Here is a 17,938-nt window from a genome sequence, read left to right as displayed (position 1 = left end):
GGTGTCACGGTACTTGTTCTTCACACATCAAAGACTGCGGCACCTTCGTCCCCGATCCGCACAAGCCACGCAGGACACAAAGAAGGCCGCCCCGAAGGACGGCCTCCCCGCTGAGATCCGAAGACCCGGTAAGACGCCCTCGGAGGATTTCCTTCGAGGGCGTTTTCACGTTATCTGCTCACGGGCTGACGGCGTCTTGGGTTAGCGGCCAACATATGTGCCCGTTCTCGGGCGTGTCATGGGCGTCCAGCCCAGCCTTTGCGTGTCTGGGCTTACGGATCTGAAGCCGTTGTGTGTGTGCTGGATCACCGAAGCATCGATCTCGTCGGCGTAGCTTCGTCGCTGGACTGGAGGGATCAACGAGTGGCTGGAGGTTCAGTGATGGCAGACGCACAGACGACGTCCACCAAGGTCGGCTTACCGATGCGCGTGGGAGCCGGCATCGTCGGTGGCCTGGTAGGCGGTGTGGGATTCGGCATTCTGATGCAGGCGATGGGCATGATGCCGATGGTCGCGGATCTGATCAACAGCAGTTCAGAGGGTGTGGGGTGGCTCGTGCACCTGTTCAACTCGGCGTTGTTCGGAGCGATCTTCGTACTCCTGTTCTTCCGTTGGATCGACAGCCTCGGACCGGCTGCACTGCTGGGACTGCTGTATGGCGTCGCGTGGTGGCTGGTCGGCGCGCTGTGGATCATGCCGGCGTGGCTGGGCATGGACGAGATGATCTTCGAGATCGGCGACCCGCAGTGGCAGAGTTTCGTCGGGCATCTGTTCTATGGCCTGCTGCTGGCCGTGGTGTATGTGCTGCTGGTACCGAAGCTGGCGCGGCGGTAGACCATCGGAGGACGCGCCCCATGAGCAGGTTGGTACAGGGCGGTGACGACGAGGTCCCGATGTCGTATTGTCTGGCTGAAGGGATCGATGCCTTGGACAGGCAGCGATGGGGCGAGCGTCCTCCCCCGTGGGCACCGGGTCGGCGCGAGGAGATGAGCCAGATGGAGCGTGCGGCCGCGCTCGACAAAACCTGGTGCTTGAGCGAGGTCGACATCTTCTGCGATCTGTCGGATGCCGAGATGCAGATCATCGCCGACAACGCGCCGATGCGCACGTACGCGCCGGGCGAGGTGCTGTACTCGCCGCACAACCCGGTCGAGACGCTGTTCATTCTCAAGCGGGGCCGGATCCGCGTGTTCCGTGTCTCGGAGGACGGCCGGGCGTTGACGACGGCGATCATCACGCCGGGAACGATCTTCGGCGAGATGGTGCTGCTCGGCCAGTCGATGTATGACAACTTCGCCGAGGCGATCGACGAGTCCGTCGTGTGTGTGATGAGTAAAGCGGACGTGCATACGTTCTTGCTGGCGGATCAGCGCATCGCCATCCGGATCGCGGAGACGCTCGGCCGGCGGCTGGGGGAGATGGAACGGCGGCTGACCGAGAGCGTGTTCAAGAGCGTTCCGCAGCGTATCGCCTCCACGGTGTGCACGTTGGCGCAGGACAGTCCACGCTCGACCATGTTGTCGCGGGGGCGGCAGATCAGCCTGACCCATGAGCATTTGGCTGCGCTGGTCGGCACGTCGCGAGAGACCGCCACGAAGGTGCTCGGCGAGTTCGCCGAGCGAGGCTTGGTGCGACTCGGCCGGGGGCGGATCACCGTCGTCGACGTGGCGGGGCTGGAGGCCGCTGCAGGCGATTGAACCGTCCCCGATTTCGCGCCCGGCCACCCGAGGGCAGTGGTTGCCGATGTGTGATCGTGGTTACTGAGCGCCGGCGCAAGGCAGCGGAGGATGGTTGATGACCTGGCCGTCACCTCCACCGGAAAGCCCACTCGGCGGCCAGGCCATTCACGTGTCGACATCGGGGCAGGCGATGAGTTGCCCGGGTGGCTACTGGATGTCGGCGGGTCTGGAGAGCGACAGGGCGAAGTCGCCGGCCGGGTCGGTCCACCATGAGGTGAGAGTGAATCCCGCGGTTGCCAATTCGGTGGCGACCTTATCGCGTCGGAACTTGGCGGAGATCTCGGTGCGGATCTCTTCGCCGGCGGCGAGTCGACGACGAGCTCGAGGCCCCGGATGCTCACGGTCTGGTGGCACTTGGCTCTGAGCCGCATCTCGATCCATTGGCCGGTGGCGTTCCAGGCGGCCACGTGGTCGAAGGAATGCGGGCTGAAGTCGGCGCCGAGGGAGCGGTTGATCACGTGCAGGACGTTGCGGTTGAAGGCGACGGTGACGCCGGACGCGTCGTCGTATGCGGCGATGAGTCGTCGCAGGTCCTTGACCACGGTGTCTTCACGTACGAGCTCGACGACGTGCCGGACGGTGACTCCGACGGCAACAAGATCGAGATCCAGGACACCTGGGTCGCCGATCCGGTTCCGGGCGAGGCCAGCGGGGTCGAGCCGGCCGAGGAGCGGCTGACGCTGACCACATGCTGGCCGCGGTGGGGGTCTTCGCACCGCGTGCACGCGACCGGAACGTTGGTCAGTGTGGAGGAACGCTAGATGTACGCCTGGGTGGAGGGTCCTTCTGGAAAGGCACCCGGATGGCCGGGCCAGGACTGCCCTCGTGGTCGGGAAGCCCGACGGCAAGCCGGGAATCGAACAACGCCGGCGTCGGCGGCGCCGTCGGCTCAGAAGGTGATCACCTGGTGCCGGAGTTCACGAGCTGACGGGCGCTGGGTGGTCGTCGTACTCCTTGAGGAGGTCGACGTGCGCGTGTTCGAGACTCTCTTCGGCGTCGAACGCTCGAGCGCAGAAGCCGCACGCTCCGGCGATTCGGTCGGTGGTCGTCTCGTACAGCTTGTGTGAGCGGTGGCCGGTGTCAGGTCCTCCTCACTGAACGGGTCACGGCTTGCGCTTGAGTGCTTGTTCGACACCTAAGAGGTAGCTTTCGGTGTAGGTGGGGAACTGCGCGACGAAGTCGAGCAGGTGGTCGACGCCGAGCCTGGCCCGGATCGCGAGGGAAGCCAGGTGGATCCACTCGCCGGCCAGCGGGGCGACCGCCCACGCGCCGAGGAGTACGTCCTCTCCGGTGTCGACAAGCAGGCCCATCTCGCCGCGGGGTTCGCTTTCGTATGTCCATGGTCGGGCGAGGGTCTTCGGCAGCTCGACGGTGACGTGAGCGACGTGGTGGCCTTGTTCGTTCGCCTGCTGCTCGGTCATTCCCGCAGCGGCGATCTCCGGGTCGGAGAAGATGACGCGGGGGATTCCTGCGTAGTCGATCCGGCGGTTTCCGCCGAGGATGTTGTCGACGGCGATGCGTGCTTGGTATTTGGCCACGTGGGTGAGCTGCATGATGCCGGTGACGTCTCCGATGGCCCAGATACCGTCGCCTGCCCGGCATCGGTCGTCGATAGGAATGCCCTTCTGGTCAGCGTTGATCCCGACTGCGTCCAGGCCGAGCCCGTTGATGCGTGCGGTGCGTCCGGTTGCCACGATCACCTGGTCCACGTCGACGGTGGCGCCGTCGTTGAGCCGAGCGGTGGTGGACGAGCCATTGCGCGTGAACTGGTCCACGCCGGATCCGACGCGGATGTCGATGCCGTCGTCCTGGAGGAATGCTGCGCTCAGCTCGCCGACCTTGGGTTCTTCGCCGGGTACGAGCTGGTCGGCGAGTTCGACCAGAGTGACGTGGGATCCGAACCGAGCGAGCATCTGTGCCAGTTCGACACCGACGGCGCTGCCGCCCAGGACAAGCGAGCGCACTGGTATCTCGGTGAGCGTGGTGGCCTCCCGATTCGTCCAGGCCCCGACGTGATCCAGGCCGTCAATGGGTGGCACCGCGGCATCAGAGCCGGTGGCGACGATGATGCGTTCGGCCTGCAGTGTGCGCCCGTCGGCTTCCACAGTGCCTGGCGCGGTGATGGAACCCGGTCCCTTCACCACCGTGGCACCTTTGTCCTGGTAGCCGGATACCTGCGCGCTGTCGTCGAGGTGACGGATCATGGTGTCGCGATACTCCGCGGCCTGTGGCCAGTCCAGGGCGGGGGTGGCGACGCCGGCGGCCTGTGCCGCTCCGTGCTGGGCCTCGGGTGGGCGTAGCAGAGTCTTCGACGGGATGCATGCCCAGTAGCCGCACTCTCCGCCGATCAGTTCCCGCTCGATGATGGCGACCCGTTGGTCGGCTTTGAGCAGTTCGGAGGCGGCGACCTCGCCTCCTGGCCCCATACCGACAACGATCGCGTCAAACCGTTCCGACATGATCGGCTAACACCAACTCTCCTCTTCTCGATGACAACAGATCGGGTGCTTTGCTGGCCCAAGCCGTACCCAGCGCGCTGAGCCGGTCGAATAGCCGTCCAGCCGACGACTACCCGGGGAGGAATGCGGGAAACGACGTTGATCTTGGAACTGTCAGCGAGATGACAGAGATCAGCTTGACCGACCTTGACCTTCTAGCGACTGGAAGGTTCACCGTGGCACGAGAGCTAGAGGTGGATTGAGCCTGGCCGGAGAGGATGACGATGACTACACCGAGGATCAGCACGCGACCAGTGAACTCACTGCTGATGCGGGCGAGGCGACCTACCGGATGAAGATCGGCGGGATGTCGTGTTCGTTCTGCACGAGCACCATCCGCAAGGCGTATTCGCGGATGGAGGGTGTGCACGATGTCGGGTGTCGTTGGCGCACGAGGAGGGCTGATCCGCTACGACCCGGACGTGGTGAGTGAGGATGAGCTGCGGCGGACGCTGGAGCAGGTCGGCTACACCTACCGTGACCCGGACAAGGTCCGCTCCTTCGAGGAGGAAGAGAGCGAGCTGCACATCGCGCGGAACCGGATGATCGTGGCGGGTGCGCTCGCAGGGATCACCGCGGTGTTGATGTTCCTGGGGATGGAACCGTCCTTCACGGTGCTGGAGCATCCATATCTGACGTGGGTGATGTTCGCTCTCGCGCTGGAGACGATGTTCGTCACCGCGTGGTTCGTCAAGAGGATGGCGTGGGCGTCGTTGCGCCGCGGAATTCTCAACCAGCACGTCCTGCTGGAATTCGGGGTGTTCGCAGGGCTGGCCGGAGGGCTGCTGGGTCTGTTTGTCAGCGATGAGTCCCGGCGGGGCATTTCTTCGCCGTCGCGGTGTTCATCACGACGTACCACCTGCTGTCGGACTACGTCTCGAAGGTCGTGCGGACCAGGTCCTCGCACGCGGTGCGTCAGCTGATGAGCCAGGCTTTGAAGGAGAGCACGTGATGCGCATCGGTGAGCTTGCCGAACATGTTGGGGTCAACACGAGAACCATCCGGTACTACGAGTCCATCGGCCTGTTGCCCGACGTCGACCGCAGCAGCGCCGGATGTCGCATCTACAGCAAGGACGATGTCGAACGCGTCGCATTTATCCGCCGGGCCCAGCGGTTGGATCTCACCCTGGACGAGATCCGCGAAGTCCTCGCCCTTCGCGAACGCGGCGAGCGCCCCTGCGGCTACGTGCTCGACGTCGCCCATGTGCGCCTCGGCGAGCTCGACCGCCGGATCGCGGAGATGCAACATGCCCGCGAGGAACTGCGGGCGCTGCTTCAGCGCGCCGGTGAGCTGCCCGACGACGGTTGCTACGGCCAACTCATCCAACACCAGTAGGGCGCTGCCGCGACCGCTATATCGAAGCTACTTGATCTTGGATGAGCGGCGTGGCGGTAGATGTCCGGTGCAGGCTTCCATCGCTGGATGTCGTGCGTGGCGACGGCTCGGGCAACCGAGGGCGGCCGTACGTGAGCGTCATTACTGATGGCTGTCGGTCAGGCGTGATCACCATGGTGCTACGACAATCGATTGCCGACCGGAGCCCTCGTGAGGGAGTGGTCATCATGGCCCAGGTCATCTGTTCCGGTGCGGTGCTGGCACGTTCTCGCGGGTTCGTTCGGCCGCCGCTCCTGCTGTCGCAGCGTGTGTCGTGCGGGCGCGAGGTCGGCGTCGCCGACGCGTGCCCGCGCCTATCGCGAGGCCATGGGAGGCGTGGCGCACATGGACCGAGGGGTGTCGGAGCGACGCCGGGTCCGCGCCGAGATTCTGGAACAGATCCCGTTGGCGCAGGGCGAGCATGTTCTCAGCATCCTCTGCGATGTCGCCGGGAACTGGCTCGTCCCTACCGAGCGAAGCCTGTATCAGCATGCTGACCACTCGTGGACGCGTATCGGGTGGGAACAGGTCACCCGGGTCCATTGGGACGAGTCGCGGAACGTGCTGGAGTTAGCGGTCCTCACGCCCCAGCGTCCGCGGCCTATTGCGCTGCAGCTGACCGAGAGCAGCCCGTTGGTCGAGCTGGCGCGGGAGCGTGTTGCGTCGACGATCCTGCTCACCACTCACGTATCCCTCGGTGATCGGGGCGGTGCGCGGGTGAGAGCTCGCCGGGCTCCTGGCTCGGAGCAGACGGTGTGGCAGGTCACGCTCGACCGCCACGTCGATCCGTCGGACTCGGCGATCGTGGCCGAAATCGAAACAGCTCTGCGGGAGCTGAGCGGCACCTTGGGCGCCTAACAGCGGCCGAGCACTTGACGTTCCACTGAAATGGAAGCTTTAGCATCCCGGCCATGCGTACGAATGGCGGCCGCGCGATGACCGTGGGGGAGCTGTCCCGGCAGACGGGGGTCCCGATCAAGACATTGCGGCAGTACACGGACTGGGGCCTGGTTTACACGATCGGCCGCAGCGCGACGAACTATCGGCTCTACGATTCCGATGCGTTGTGGTGTGTGCAGTGGATCGGGACTCTGCGCGGCCTGGGGCTGACCGTGGCTGAGATCCGCGAGCTGGCGAGAACCTTCCCGGAACGCAACGGCGGGCCGATAGGGCCACGTCTGGCCGAGCGGCTGCAGGTGTCGCGCGATCGGATTCACGCGCGTATCGCCGAGTTGCAGCAGACCTTGGCCCGGATCGATGAGTTCGAGGCGGCCCACCAGGCTGAGCTGGCGGGCGAGAGCAGATGTTGGGCAGACGATCCCCGGTGCGGCGTGGCGTGAGAGCTTTGCCGGCTTGGCGCGTTGAGGCTTGACCCTCACCCCGGGGTCAGACCGTAGCGTCGACGCCGAAAGCCGAACAGCCAATCTCACGTACGGAGGCGTAGGCGATGACCAGCGCAGACACGACACTCGCTCTGAGCGACCTGACCACACCTGGCGGCGGGCTCGATCTCGGCCCAGGCCCGGCCCGACTACTGGTGGGCACCTTGCGGCTGCTTGCGCAGGAGGGCCCCGTAACCCGCGAGCGGGCTCGTGGGGTGGTCGCCGATCTCGGCGTCGATCGTGTACAGGCCGACGAGCTGCTTGAAGCGTGGACGGAACGCGGCGAGGACGGCGACATCGTCGGCCTGGGGGTGACCTACAACCCGACGGCTCACCAGATGAGCGTCGATGGCGTGCGAATGTGGGCCTGGTGCGCGATGGACACGCTGATCTTTTCCTTCGTGCTCAACCAGCAGATCGCCGTGGAATCCCAGGCGCCCGGCTCGGGCGGAACCGTGCGGCTGAGGGTCAGTCCCTCCGGGATCACTGACCTGGATCCGGTGTATGCGGTCATCAGCTGGCCCGCGCGCGACACGGACCAGGTGGACATGAGCTCCAAGGCGGCGATCTGGGGCACGTTCTGTCACCACAGCTTCTTCTTCCGCTCGCGGGCCGAGGGCGACATGTGGGCGTCCGGGCGGGACGACGTTGTCATGCTGGAGATGGACGACGGTTTCGACGTCGCTCGTGAGCTGGCGACCGCACTGTTGCGCTACGAACCGAGCTAATCCGGTTCGGTGCTGGCGAGCATGAGGCTGAGGCCGAGCTCGAACTCGGCGTCCGGATCGGACTGTCCACAGAAGACCTCGGCCACGCCGGCTAGCTCGTCGGAGGTGCCCGGGCGTAGCAGGTGGCTGATGGACGGTGCGCACCCCGGGCCGCCCAGGCCCCAGCTGAGGAGGGCGAAGGCGTAGCCGAGGGCGTACGAGTTGATCGTGCGCAGCAATGCGTACGCGCGCTCTTCTGCGAGACCGCCGTCGACGGCGGCGGCGATGTGCGCTTGAACGCAGCGCAATGCGGGTTCGGGCATGACCTGTCGCGAACCGATGAGCGCGGCGGCCTTCGGATGGCGGTGCATGGTATCGCGCAGCGCATGAGCAAAGCGCCGATAACCCGCCCGCCAGTCTGCGTCCGGTGGGGCCTCGTTCTCAACCTCCGCCCAGAGCACGTCGACGACGCCGTCGAGGACGTCGTCCTTGTTGGCGACGTGGTTGTACAGCGACATGCCTTTGACGCCGAGCGCGGCGCCGAGCTTGTGCATGCTCAGTGCCTCTAGCCCGTGCTGATCGATGTAGTCGAGGGCAGCGTGGAGAATCCGTTCCCGGCTCAGCGGTGTGCGGGTGTCGGTAGTCGAGGCGGATGTCGTCGTCACTCTTGACAACTTACACCATAAGTTTTAGCGTCGCCACATCGAAACTTATGGCATAAGTCTTGGAGGGATATCGTGCCTACCACAGTGGTTGACGAGCACATGAGGGCTCGTACCAGACCTGATGCGGCGATAGAGCTGGACGGCCTGGGGAAGGTATATGGGCGCGGGGAGAAGGCGTTCGCAGCGGTGAAGCCGACAACGTTGTCGGTGCCGTGGGGCCAGGTGATTGGCTTGCTCGGCCCGAACGGGGCGGGGAAGACCACCACGATCAAGATGCTCGGTGGCCTGGTCACGCCGAGTTCGGGGACGATCCGGCTGGGCGGGCATGACGTGGCGCGAGATCGCAGCAACGCGGTGCGCCAGATCGGAGCCGTGCTCGAAGGGTCTCGCAACGTGTATTGGCCCATGTCGGCGTGGGAGAACCTGATGTACTTCGGCCGGCTAAAGGGTCTGCGCGGTGGCGAGATCAAGCCGCGCGCGCGGCGGCTGCTGACCGAACTGGGCCTGTGGGAGCGGCGCAATGAGACCGTGAGCTCGTTCTCACGTGGCATGCAGCAGAAGGTCGCGGTCTCGGCGGCTCTGATCACCGACCCGCCGATCCTCCTCCTGGACGAGCCGACGCTCGGCCTGGATGTCGAGGCGGCGCGGACGTTCAAGGACTGGATCGCCCACCTGGCCGCGGACGAGGGCAAGACGATCGTGCTCACCACCCATCAGCTGGAGGTGGCTCAGGAGCTGTCGGACCGGATCGCGGTGATCAAGGAAGGGGAGATCATCGCTGACCTGCCCACCGCCGAACTGCTGGCTCGGCATGCCGAGGATCGCTTCGAGGTGCGCGTCGCCACAGGTTCGCTCGATGTTCTCGCGCGCGTTCTGCCTGACGGCGCCACGACGGAGCCGCATGACGACGAGACCCGGGTCACGCTGCGCGACACCGACGAAGACACGTTGTACGCGTTGCTAGCCCAGTTACGGGCGGCTGGAGCGCCGCTGGTGTCAGTGGCGCGGGCACAGCCCAGCCTGGAGGAGGTTTTCCTCCGGCTCATCCACGCCGACGACGACAGCGTAGGCGACGACGACCGTGTGGGTGACGACGGTGCGAACCAGCCGACTCAGGCGAAGGAGACAACGTCATGACCGCTCTCTCCCAGCCGACGCTCATCCGTCCCGGTGCCGGAGCAGGGCTTCAAGTCCGGCTTGCTGCGAACGAGACCGCGAAGGGCCTACTGCTGGCGTGGCGACGGCGATCGATGGTGGTCGTCGGGCTGGTCATGAACGCCGCACTATATCTGGGCATCAACTTCTTCATCGGCGGCGGGCACATCGTCGAGGAGCTGATGCTGCTCACCCTGCCGGCGCTCATGGCGGTTGTCGTCGCGTCGATTGCTGCCGTCGACGGTAGCGGCGGGATCGCCGAGGAGATCAACGGTGGCACGCTGGAACAGGTGCAGCTGAGCCCGGCGTCGGCGCAGGCGCAGGTGCTGGGCCGCGTCGCAGCGCTGGCCGTTCCTGGGCTGGTCGTGGCGGCCGTGCTTGGGACTGTCTTCATCATCGGGTTCGGCCTGGACTATCAGCCGCATCCATCCATGGCGGTACCGGTGGTGCTCACGCTTGTCGACGCGCTCGGCTACGCTCTGCTGATCATCGCCCTGACCGTGCGGATAGCGAGCATCGGCGCTATCACTCACGTGTTCAACATGGCGATCATGTTCTTCGGGGGCATGATCGTACCCATCGCGATGTTCCCCGACGTCCTGGAGAACGTCGTGCGGGTCATCCCCACCGCGCTCGGCGTGCAGGTGCTCAACACCACGTTGGCCGGTGAGCCACTCTCCACCGCCTGGTCGGACGGCACGCTGCCCTGGCTGCTGGTGCACACCGTCGTCCTCACCACGTTGGGCCTGGTTCTCTACGGGGTCAACGTTCGCCGCGCACAACGTGAAGGAGGGCTGAGCCCACGATGAACACCGCATCCCCCGTGAGTACGAGATTCTCGATGATGGCCAGGTTCTTGATCGCCCTAGGGAACGAGGTGCGCAAAGGGCTGCGGTTCGCCTGGTCCGAGCGCCTGCAGATCCTGATCGAGCTACCCATGTTCGGCGTCTTCATCCTCCTGCTCGGCCCGCTGCTCGGCCAAGGAGGCGACATCGCCGCCGGGGAAGTGGAGTGGACGCTGGACAGCGAGACCACATCCATCTTGCTGGTCTGGTTCATCCCCTTCATCTTCTTCTACATGCAGGTCGTGAAGATGTTCTGGCGGCTACTCGCCGAGATCCAGGCCGGCACCATTGAACAGGTCTACCTCTCGCCGTTGCCCTCGTGGCTGGTCGCGGCGGCCGGGCGCGTGGTCGCGGCGTTCTTGGAGACGTTGGTGGTGGCCGCCGGCACGTTCGCCATCGTCGCCCCCTTTGTCCCGATCCGCATCGATTGGAACGCCGCCGCGTTATTGCCTGCGGCGATGGTGATGCTGGCCGGGATCGGCTTCTCCCTCATCATCGCCGGAGCGACCCTGGTGTGGAAGCGGATACAGCTGGTGAACGACACCGTGCTGACGGTGGTGATGCTGTTCAGTGCCAGTGCGATCCCGCTGATCGAGGTACCAGACTGGTGGGCGGATGCCAGCCATGCCCTTCCCCTCACCGACAGTGTCGGCAGCCTCTACACCGCGCTGTTCACCGGCGAGTCCATCACCTCGCTCTGGGGCATCGGCGGGCTGGTGCCGCTGCTCGTGGTGTCGTTCGCGTACTTGGGCGCAGGCATCCTCGCCTTCGGCTTGGGCGAGCGCACCGCCAAGCGCCGGGGCACACTCGGCAGCTACTGAGCGTCAAGCCTGGCTGGTGCCGACCCGCATTTAGCGTCTGCGTGCTGGTCTGCAAGATCGTCGTCGAGGACGCACCGCTGTTCGCGCAGTCCTTCGCCGTGGTGTTCCCCGTGGCCGCCCAGAGTGGATCTGACCCACTGCGGACGCGCGGCCTCAGCCGGTGCGGAGGTTCGGTCATCGGCGTTTGTAGGTTCCCAGCTCGGGAACCTATGGCATCGGATCCCTCAGCGGAAGGTGATGCCTGCATGATGGACGGAGTGGCCGGAGTGGGGCCGTGGATGATGCTGTTGTGGGGGTTGTTCGCCCTGATCATTCTCGCTCTCATCCTCTCCGGCGCGATCTGGCTGATCCGCGAGCTCGCCGATCGGCCTGAACGCTCGCTGACGCGGCGGGACACGCCAGAAGAGGTTCTGAGGCGGCGCTACGCTGCTGGTGAGATCGACGAGGATGAGTTCTACCACAGAATGCGCGATCTCGACGAGAGTTGAGCCGACTGCACACATTCCAGTGTCGCAAGCGGTTCGCCCATCTGTGCCTCCTGGACCGCTCGGCCCGGACATCATCGCCTTGCTGTGCAAGTACGCGTAGTCCGGCGACGATCAAATGTCATGCGCACGCAGGCCCCGAATCTACGATGAAGGCATCGTCGACGAAGCAACGCTCGGTCCTGCCGATTGTGGCCTCGACACGTTGATGGCCGAACCTGCTTAGGTGGGCGTGAGATGGCCGCGTAGGCAGCGACTCCACTGCACCGCCGGGCTTCCGCAGCGACGATATGCGCAAAGACGGCGCCGGCTTCATCGACCTACAGCCTTACCGCTCCGGCGTGATCAACGCCCCGACCATCTCCAGCGACGACGATGACACGACCGAGATCCCCTTCGCGATCAGCGCCGAAAAGCATCTATGTCCGGCAAACGCTCGGTCCGGACGGGCGAATCCTGCGTGAGACACTGGTCTCGCCGAATCACCTGATCGAACGTACGTACACCTACGAATAGGGCAGGTGCGCTGCGACACCGTACGCTGCGAGCGATCCGACGACGACGGGGCGGAGTCATGATTCGTGTTCCTCTCTCGGAAGTTCTCGTCCGCTGGTTGACAAACTATAGGTTTCTGACCACTATGTGGTTAAAAACCTATAGTTTCTTTACTGCTCCTAAGGATGACGGATGGCGACGAAGGTCGGTGCTCTTGCTCAAGCGTTGGCTGCGGCGAATCCTTGGTGGAGAGATGACAGCTGGGACCTGGTAGATCCCGATCTGGTAGAGGTGGCTCGGTCCGGAATCGAATACCGGCCCCAATGCCTCGATGACCTCGCATCCGGCGGTCTCTACGTCTTGCGTGGCCCACGACGCGTCGGCAAGACCGTAGAGACAAAACGAACCGTCGCAGATCTGATCGCCAGCGGTGTCGCGCCACGCCGCATCATCCGTATGGCGGTCGACGGTTGGCGAGCCGATGAACTTCGTACCCTGGTCGGTCGCACGCGTCTGCCACGTTTGCTCGAGGGCGAGAGCCGTTACTGGTTTCTCGACGAGATCACCGGCGTCTCCGAGGGATGGGCAGCGGCGATCAAGTGGCTCCGGGACAACGATCCCGAGTTTCGTGCCGCGACCGTGGTGTTGACCGGCTCCAACGCTAAAGGGCTCACCCACGGGATCGGTCTGCTTGCCGGACGTCGTGGCGCGACCGGGGTCAACCGCAGCCTGCTCCCCATGGGATTCCGAAGCTTCGCCCACGTTTTGAATCCTGAGCTTGCACGCGCCGGAGTCACCAGACAGCCCGTGGCCAAGCTGCGCAGCCATGACCTTGTCGAAGCGTGCGAAGAATTGCTCGTGTGGCTGGATGTGCTCGTGGACGCCTGGGAGACATATCTGCACTACGGCGGTTATCCCCAGGCCGCGGTCGCTGCGAAAGCCGGCCAGGAGGTGCCGGAAGAACTGCTCGACACGCTATTCGACGTCGTATTCAGAGACGCCTTCGACGACACCGGACTCTCCGAGCTCGACACGTCCGCCTTGCTCAGCCGTATGGCCAAAGGGCTAGCCAGCCCAGTCAACATCAGTTCGGTTGCGGCTGACTGCGATCTGGCGATGGAGACCACCAAGCGCCGGCTCGACGATCTGGTCAACAACTACCTCTTGTGGCCATGCCACCAAGTCGACGCCATGTTGCAGCCGCGCCGGCGTGGGCAACGCAAGATGTACTTCACTGACTCGCTTCTCGCGCGACTGGCCCACGCTCGCAACACTGCGTGGACTCCGCCGGATCTGACAGCTCTGGTCGAGCAGCAGATCGGCCTCGCGCTGATACGGGGCTTGGAGGCCGACGACCCCGGTCACCTGCATGAGCACGACCGAATCGCATTCCACCGTACCGAGACCGGCTCTGAGGTGGACTTTGTCGGCGCTGGGCTGGCCGGGGCCGCGCTCGAGGGCAAGTACACCGAAACCGGTAAATGGGTCGGCGATGCCCGCACAGTCAACGCCAGCCCATGGGCTGGCGTGCTGGCGACTCGCAACGTGCTGGACACCTCAGCGAGGGACAACGCAGCGTGGGCGGTACCCGCCGCGATGCTCGCGTACCTGGTCGACACGTGATCACCAGCGAAACGCCGTGCTCGCATGAGGCAACAGGCCAAGTGACAGAGCTGCGGTCAGGTATGCCGGGCGACGATGCGCAAGAGTGGGAGCGGAAGTTCGGCGCGCGGTGCCAGGCGTGTCAGCCTGTCTATGGCGGTGTCGATCCGGCGTGCCAGGTAGCCGAGCGTGTAGAGGGCCTGTACGGCCAGGGCGGCGTCGCCGGTGCTGGGGCATGGTTCCGAGGCCACGCAGAGATGTGGCGAGGGCGAACAGCGGTTGAGCGTCTCGTAGGCGTAGCGGCCATCGCGCCGGTACCAGGGCGGCGACCGTGCCGCCGCGACGTAACACACGGGTGATCTCGTGCAGCGCGTCCGCCAGCGGGGTGACGAGCATCAGGCGCATCGAGGACACCACGGTGTCCACCGAGTCGCTCGGTGTCGGAAGGCGACGGGCGTCGGCGCGGACGACCGGACCTCGCCCCCGTTCCCTGGCCAAGGCGAGCTCGCCTTCGGAGATGTCGACGCCGAGGTAGCTGTCGGCGGCGGCCAGCCTCGGGTGAAGCGGTGCGCTGCCGCACGCGATGTCCAGGGCATGGCCCGGGCGTCGCCCTGGTAGCCCGTCGAGTAGCCAAGTCGTAGGGGGTGCCGCCCTCGGGGTCACGGGCGTGCTCGAAGGCGACCTCGGTGATGCCTGGGCGTTCGTCGTGGTAGCGGGTGAGATAGTCGGTCCAGTTTCGGTCCGTGTTCATGGGTGCCACAGCGGCATGCCGGTGGTCACGTCCAGCCGCCGGACAGAGAGGGGCGGCCGGGCGCTTGGTTCACGGCACCATTCGAGTGTCGGGCTGGAATGTGGCCCAGGTGAACCAGAACGTGTCGATGAACGGCACCGCCTCCAGGCTCTGGCCGGCCAGGCACCGCATCGTCGTCGACGATCGGTTGCGCGCGGGGGAGCGGCTGTGGGCGGTCGGCGACGTCACCGGCCACGGCGCATTCACCCATGTCGCGACCTACCAAGCCGGCATCATCGTCCGCGACATTCTCGGCCAGGACGGCCTGATGGCCGACTATCGCGCGTTGCCCAGGGTGACCTTCACCGATCCGGAGGTCGGCTCGGTCGGGCTCACTCAGGCCCAGGCGCGCGAGGCGGGAGTGGCCGTGCGAGTGGGCGTGGCCGACGTAGCGTCGACGGCGCGTGGCTGGATCCACAAGGCGGGCAACGCCGGTGTGATCAAGCTGATCGCCGACGCCGACCGAGGCGTGCTCGTCGGCGCCACGTCGGCGGGACCCAACGGCGGCGAGGTGCTCGGGGCGCTCGCCGTTGCCGTGCACGGCGAGGTCACTGTCGAGCGGCTGCGTCACATGATCTACGCCTACCCGACGTTCCACCGCGGCATCGAGGATGCCCTGCGCGATCTGTCATGATACGCGGTCGAGGTGCGACATGACGCGGCTGAACACCGGCGGCCTAGCCGGTCAGCGAGACCTGGCGACCATCTACGGCGACCGCGTATTCATCCCGGACGCCGACTGGCTGGTGCACCTGCAGTTCCGCCGGTATGCAGGCTGCCCGGTATGCAATCGGCATCTTCGTTCGATCGCCGCACGGCACGGCGAGATCGCGGCTTCCGGGATCCGGGAGGTTGTCGTGTTCCATTCGCGCGCGCAGACGATGCGAGAGCTTCAGCCAGACCTGCCGTTCGCGCTGATCGCGGACCCGGACAAGAAGCTCTACGCCGAGTTCGGCGTGGAGACGATGTCGCTAGGACGCATCATGGCTCCGCGCTCTGTCCACGCTGTCGCGCGCGGGCTCAGGCACGCTCCGAGCCTGCGCGCGGTCGCCGGGCGAGGCGAGGAACACCTCGGCCTGCCCGCGGACTTTCTCATCGGCACCGACGGCCAGGTGCTCGCGGCCAAATACGGCACATACGTGGACGACCAATGGACCGTGGACGAATTGCTCGAACTCGCCAGGGCGCGCTAGTCGTCGACGACGGAGTGGCCTGCCAGTGCTGAGGTGGCGATTGGTTAGGGGGCCGAGGCAAGCGAACGGGATGACGTGTACGCCGTCGTCACGTATTCCATCAGACAAGATACACGTTTCTCATTGGACAAGATTCACATCAGATGCCATAGTGCGGCGCCGCCGGAGTCTCCAACGCGAAACCGTATGGCGAGGTCGACAGGTCGAAACGTCTCTGTTGCTACGGCGCTATCGGTAGCCCCGTTTGAGCAAATAGTTGGCTCCTGCCTCGAGGTCCTCGGGGCTGAGTAGTTCGAAGCCGAAGGCGTCAGCGAGCCGGTCGGTTACGTTGAACGCCGCGCATACCGCCAGCGCGTCCTCGACCTGCTCAGGTGTGACACCGGCGGCGAGCACGTCGCGCATGTCCTCGGCGCCGATCGTTCCCTGCCGGGTGAGCTTGCCGAGCATGTGTAGCGTGGCTCGGAGCGGTTCCCCGATGGGGGCCGAGTCGAGGTCGGTCAGCGCGGCCTGTACCTTCGCGCTGTCCGGGTACGCCTGCTCCGCGGTTGCCGTGTGTGCGGCGACGCAGAACGCGGACTCGTTGACCTTCGACACGTAAGCCGCCATCAACTCCCGGTCACCTATAGACCAGGCGGACGGCCCGCGCATCGCCTCGTGGGTGAACGTCTTCGCCCGGGCGCCGTAGAAGCCGGGCCGGTAGAAGACGAGCTTGGCGGCGTCTGGCAACGGGTGCCCTGAGAAGGCCCGGATGAGCGCGAACAGCAGCTTGGTCCCGGGGCGGTAGCCATGGTTGAGGAGGTCAAGTCGCACTGTCCGGCCTCCCGTCGATGGTGGCTTGGGTCAGGGCCGCCAGCCCCGTTTCATACAGCCGGTCGGACTGACCGAGCGCGGCGCATATCACCAGTTCAAAGAGTTCGTCCTCGGTGTAGCCCGACTCTTGTGCCGCTGCGACGTCGGCATCGGTGACCTGCGCCGGTCTGGCGACGACCTTGCTGATCAGTGTGTGCAGCGGCGGTGGGAGCGCGTCGTTGTTGAAGGCACGTGCTCGTTGCTGCGCCGATGTGGTGCTCTCTGCGTTCAGTACGTGATCCACGAGCGCTCGATGCGCTGCCCGCTTCTTGTCATCTCCCGGCACGGCGCTCTCCTTCTGCTCTCCGGCTCGGCCATTTTGCTCTCATCTACAAGACGATCGGCACATAGCCGAACACGACACCAGCCGCAGATGTGGCGTGCATGTCCGGCAGCGCCGGCCGAAGCCCGAAGATGGTGCCGCCTTGGAGGCCCGCGGCGACAACGGCGAGCAGGGCCAACGGACGGATGACATACTGAGGTATGTGAATGTGGCCGGTAGTTCGCGCATTGGCGATCCCGGCGATAGCCGCGATGTACCGGCGAAGGCTGCGTGGGTGGACGCTATTCGGCACCTGCTGGACGCCTCCCGCCACGCCCTGGACGGGGCACTGGTTGGTGTGTACCTGCACGGGTCGGTCGCGCTCGGTGACTGGGTGCCTGACGCCAGTGACCTTGATGTGCTGGTGGTCGTCGAAGATGGGGCTGCCCAGGCCGCAATCGACGTCCTGGCCGTTGCCGCAGACGAGGCGACAACGCTGGCGCCGACCTCGGGAGTGGAGCTTTCGGTCATCACCCGCGATCTGGCCGAGCGACCCCGCACGCCGTGGCCGTATAGGTTGCACGTCGCCACCGCACCCGCCGCTGCGCCACGGATCGTGCACGACACCGGCGACGGCGACCCCGACCTCCTCATGCACATCGCCGTGACCAGGTCGGCCGGGATAGCCGTTGAAGGACCCGCGCCTCGTGACCTGTTCGGAGAGATCCAGCGTGCGCAGGTGCTGGGCTATCTGATCAGCGAACTGGAGTGGGGACTGAACCACGGCAGCGAGAAGTACGTCGTCCTGAACGCCTGCCGCGCGCTGGCCTACGTGCGCAGCGGTGCGATCCTCGCGAAGACCGCCGGCGGGGAGTGGGCTTGTGCCCACCTGCCGGGCCACGCCGCAGTCATCTCCCGGGCACTGGACGAGCAACGCCGAGGGCTCACCTCCGGGACCAGGATCAGCGCCGGGGCGCGTGACCTGGTCACCGAGGTGACCCAGAAGCTGGCACAGGCTGCAAACTGACCCGTCGGCCTCCCTGGGTTGATCGTTCTCCGCCGAGGCGGGTGTC

General features: G+C 65.4%; 20 protein-coding genes and 3 pseudogenes. 16 read left to right on the top strand and 7 right to left on the bottom strand.

The genetic code is table 11. From position 1 onward, the window contains the following. The first annotated feature begins 381 nt into the window (after nucleotides 1-381). Together G1H10_RS20835 and G1H10_RS20830 are read left to right on the top strand one after the other, a co-directional pair. Complete coding sequence (locus G1H10_RS20835) at nucleotides 382-834, top strand: hypothetical protein (RefSeq protein WP_163741304.1); 453 nt, start codon at nucleotides 382-384, stop codon at nucleotides 832-834. A gap of 20 nt (nucleotides 835-854) precedes the next feature. Then, the gene (locus tag G1H10_RS20830) at nucleotides 855-1,697 is read left to right on the top strand and encodes a Crp/Fnr family transcriptional regulator (RefSeq protein ID WP_216853499.1); all 843 of its coding nucleotides are present in this window, start codon (nucleotides 855-857) and stop codon (nucleotides 1,695-1,697) included. Between the two features lie 189 nt (nucleotides 1,698-1,886). On the opposite strand, the pseudogene G1H10_RS35110 reads toward G1H10_RS20830, so the two are convergent. Beyond that, a pseudogene (locus G1H10_RS35110) lies at nucleotides 1,887-2,281 on the bottom strand (L-histidine N(alpha)-methyltransferase); the annotation flags it as partial. A gap of 27 nt (nucleotides 2,282-2,308) precedes the next feature. Here G1H10_RS35110 and G1H10_RS35105 point away from each other — a divergent pair. Further along, entirely contained in the window at nucleotides 2,309-2,500 is a 192-nt protein-coding gene (locus tag G1H10_RS35105; RefSeq protein ID WP_376778645.1) for a sortase family protein, read from the top strand. Between the two features lie 342 nt (nucleotides 2,501-2,842). On the opposite strand, the gene G1H10_RS20820 is transcribed toward G1H10_RS35105, so the two are convergent. Further along, complete coding sequence (locus G1H10_RS20820; RefSeq protein ID WP_163741302.1) at nucleotides 2,843-4,198, bottom strand: dihydrolipoyl dehydrogenase family protein; 1,356 nt, start codon at nucleotides 4,196-4,198, stop codon at nucleotides 2,843-2,845. Nucleotides 4,199-4,608: 410 nt separating this feature from the next. Here G1H10_RS20820 and G1H10_RS20815 point away from each other — a divergent pair, with 410 nt between their 5' ends. The 5 genes from G1H10_RS20815 (at nucleotide 4,609) to merB (ending at nucleotide 7,724) form a co-directional block, all read left to right on the top strand. After that, complete coding sequence (locus G1H10_RS20815; protein ID WP_163741300.1) at nucleotides 4,609-5,160, top strand: hypothetical protein; 552 nt, start codon at nucleotides 4,609-4,611, stop codon at nucleotides 5,158-5,160. A gap of 28 nt (nucleotides 5,161-5,188) precedes the next feature. Then, nucleotides 5,189-5,575, top strand: coding sequence for a heavy metal-responsive transcriptional regulator (locus G1H10_RS20810; RefSeq protein WP_246219763.1), 387 nt, complete (start codon nucleotides 5,189-5,191; stop codon nucleotides 5,573-5,575). 384 nt (nucleotides 5,576-5,959) lie between these two features. Continuing rightward, on the top strand, nucleotides 5,960-6,472 hold the full coding sequence (locus tag G1H10_RS20805; protein ID WP_163741296.1) for a hypothetical protein: 513 nt from the start codon (nucleotides 5,960-5,962) through the stop codon (nucleotides 6,470-6,472). Nucleotides 6,473-6,525: 53 nt separating this feature from the next. Then, nucleotides 6,526-6,954 carry a MerR family transcriptional regulator gene (locus tag G1H10_RS20800; RefSeq protein ID WP_216853497.1) on the top strand — a complete coding sequence of 143 codons (429 nt, stop codon included), beginning with the start codon at nucleotides 6,526-6,528 and terminating at the stop codon, nucleotides 6,952-6,954. Between the two features lie 107 nt (nucleotides 6,955-7,061). Next, a complete protein-coding gene (gene merB / locus G1H10_RS20795) occupies nucleotides 7,062-7,724 on the top strand; it encodes an organomercurial lyase (protein WP_163741294.1) in 663 nt (220 codons plus the stop codon). Here the strand turns inward: merB and G1H10_RS20790 are convergent. After that, a complete protein-coding gene (locus G1H10_RS20790) occupies nucleotides 7,721-8,368 on the bottom strand; it encodes a TetR/AcrR family transcriptional regulator (RefSeq protein WP_163741292.1) in 648 nt (215 codons plus the stop codon). The two genes, merB and G1H10_RS20790, sit on opposite strands and share 4 nt — an antisense overlap. 72 nt (nucleotides 8,369-8,440) lie before the next feature. On the opposite strand from G1H10_RS20790, the gene G1H10_RS20785 reads away from it, so the two are divergent. From G1H10_RS20785 to G1H10_RS20765, 5 genes are all read left to right on the top strand, one after another. Further along, complete coding sequence (locus G1H10_RS20785) at nucleotides 8,441-9,505, top strand: ABC transporter ATP-binding protein (RefSeq protein WP_216853496.1); 1,065 nt, start codon at nucleotides 8,441-8,443, stop codon at nucleotides 9,503-9,505. Further along, nucleotides 9,502-10,332: an ABC transporter permease gene (locus G1H10_RS20780; protein WP_163741290.1), complete on the top strand. Its 831-nt coding sequence runs from the start codon at nucleotides 9,502-9,504 to the stop codon at nucleotides 10,330-10,332. Before G1H10_RS20785 ends, G1H10_RS20780 begins: the two co-directional genes overlap by 4 nt. Before the next feature lie 32 nt (nucleotides 10,333-10,364). Beyond that, complete coding sequence (locus G1H10_RS20775) at nucleotides 10,365-11,189, top strand: ABC transporter permease (protein ID WP_216853495.1); 825 nt, start codon at nucleotides 10,365-10,367, stop codon at nucleotides 11,187-11,189. A gap of 41 nt (nucleotides 11,190-11,230) precedes the next feature. Further along, on the top strand, nucleotides 11,231-11,677 hold the full coding sequence (locus G1H10_RS20770; protein ID WP_163741287.1) for an SHOCT domain-containing protein: 447 nt from the start codon (nucleotides 11,231-11,233) through the stop codon (nucleotides 11,675-11,677). 684 nt (nucleotides 11,678-12,361) lie between these two features. Then, on the top strand, nucleotides 12,362-13,792 hold the full coding sequence (locus tag G1H10_RS20765) for an ATP-binding protein (RefSeq protein ID WP_163741285.1): 1,431 nt from the start codon (nucleotides 12,362-12,364) through the stop codon (nucleotides 13,790-13,792). Nucleotides 13,793-13,848: 56 nt separating this feature from the next. Here G1H10_RS20765 and G1H10_RS33205 read toward each other — a convergent pair whose 3' ends face one another. Continuing rightward, nucleotides 13,849-14,022, bottom strand: a complete 174-nt coding sequence (locus tag G1H10_RS33205; protein WP_246219732.1) for a hypothetical protein — start codon at nucleotides 14,020-14,022, stop codon at nucleotides 13,849-13,851. A 79-nt stretch (nucleotides 14,023-14,101) separates the two neighbouring features. Beyond that, nucleotides 14,102-14,434, bottom strand: a pseudogene (locus tag G1H10_RS35100) (class I SAM-dependent methyltransferase); the annotation flags it as partial. Between the two features lie 260 nt (nucleotides 14,435-14,694). Between G1H10_RS35100 and G1H10_RS34655 the strand changes: the two are divergent. Further along, a pseudogene (locus G1H10_RS34655) lies at nucleotides 14,695-15,195 on the top strand (oxidoreductase dimerization domain-containing protein); the annotation flags it as partial. Nucleotides 15,196-15,214: 19 nt separating this feature from the next. Then, complete coding sequence (locus G1H10_RS20750) at nucleotides 15,215-15,754, top strand: peroxiredoxin-like family protein (protein WP_163741280.1); 540 nt, start codon at nucleotides 15,215-15,217, stop codon at nucleotides 15,752-15,754. Between the two features lie 228 nt (nucleotides 15,755-15,982). On the opposite strand, the gene G1H10_RS20745 is transcribed toward G1H10_RS20750, so the two are convergent. Together G1H10_RS20745 and G1H10_RS20740 are read right to left on the bottom strand one after the other, a co-directional pair. Then, complete coding sequence (locus G1H10_RS20745; protein WP_163741279.1) at nucleotides 15,983-16,564, bottom strand: carboxymuconolactone decarboxylase family protein; 582 nt, start codon at nucleotides 16,562-16,564, stop codon at nucleotides 15,983-15,985. Then, nucleotides 16,554-16,889, bottom strand: a complete 336-nt coding sequence (locus tag G1H10_RS20740; protein ID WP_163741277.1) for a carboxymuconolactone decarboxylase family protein — start codon at nucleotides 16,887-16,889, stop codon at nucleotides 16,554-16,556. The genes G1H10_RS20745 and G1H10_RS20740 overlap by 11 nt, the downstream gene beginning before the upstream one ends. A gap of 271 nt (nucleotides 16,890-17,160) precedes the next feature. Here G1H10_RS20740 and G1H10_RS20735 point away from each other — a divergent pair, with 271 nt between their 5' ends. Beyond that, nucleotides 17,161-17,892: a nucleotidyltransferase domain-containing protein gene (locus tag G1H10_RS20735; protein ID WP_163741275.1), complete on the top strand. Its 732-nt coding sequence runs from the start codon at nucleotides 17,161-17,163 to the stop codon at nucleotides 17,890-17,892. Nucleotides 17,893-17,938 lie beyond the last annotated feature (46 nt).

The sequence above is a fragment of the Phytoactinopolyspora halotolerans genome (assembly GCF_010550675.1).
GTDB classification, from domain to species: Bacteria; Actinomycetota; Actinomycetes; order Jiangellales; family Jiangellaceae; genus Phytoactinopolyspora; species Phytoactinopolyspora halotolerans.
Note: the sequence above shows the minus strand (reverse complement) of the source record. Positions and strands in the feature narration are given on the sequence as shown.

What these genes read in the sequence shown, in the direction of transcription:
- G1H10_RS20820 (WP_163741302.1), bottom strand. Translation starts at nt 4,198, where the DNA reads ATGTCGGAACGGTTTGACGCGATCGTTGTCGGTATGGGGCCAGGAGGC.
- G1H10_RS20780 (WP_163741290.1), top strand. Translation starts at nt 9,502, where the DNA reads ATGACCGCTCTCTCCCAGCCGACGCTCATCCGTCCCGGTGCCGGAGCA.
- merB (WP_163741294.1), top strand. Translation starts at nt 7,062, where the DNA reads ATGACCAGCGCAGACACGACACTCGCTCTGAGCGACCTGACCACACCT.
- G1H10_RS20750 (WP_163741280.1), top strand. Translation starts at nt 15,215, where the DNA reads ATGACGCGGCTGAACACCGGCGGCCTAGCCGGTCAGCGAGACCTGGCG.
- G1H10_RS20815 (WP_163741300.1), top strand. Translation starts at nt 4,609, where the DNA reads ATGTCGGGTGTCGTTGGCGCACGAGGAGGGCTGATCCGCTACGACCCG.
- G1H10_RS20765 (WP_163741285.1), top strand. Translation starts at nt 12,362, where the DNA reads ATGGCGACGAAGGTCGGTGCTCTTGCTCAAGCGTTGGCTGCGGCGAAT.
- G1H10_RS20830 (WP_216853499.1), top strand. Translation starts at nt 855, where the DNA reads ATGAGCAGGTTGGTACAGGGCGGTGACGACGAGGTCCCGATGTCGTAT.
- G1H10_RS20810 (WP_246219763.1), top strand. Translation starts at nt 5,189, where the DNA reads ATGCGCATCGGTGAGCTTGCCGAACATGTTGGGGTCAACACGAGAACC.
- G1H10_RS20835 (WP_163741304.1), top strand. Translation starts at nt 382, where the DNA reads ATGGCAGACGCACAGACGACGTCCACCAAGGTCGGCTTACCGATGCGC.
- G1H10_RS20775 (WP_216853495.1), top strand. Translation starts at nt 10,365, where the DNA reads ATGATGGCCAGGTTCTTGATCGCCCTAGGGAACGAGGTGCGCAAAGGG.
- G1H10_RS20800 (WP_216853497.1), top strand. Translation starts at nt 6,526, where the DNA reads ATGCGTACGAATGGCGGCCGCGCGATGACCGTGGGGGAGCTGTCCCGG.
- G1H10_RS20805 (WP_163741296.1), top strand. Translation starts at nt 5,960, where the DNA reads ATGGACCGAGGGGTGTCGGAGCGACGCCGGGTCCGCGCCGAGATTCTG.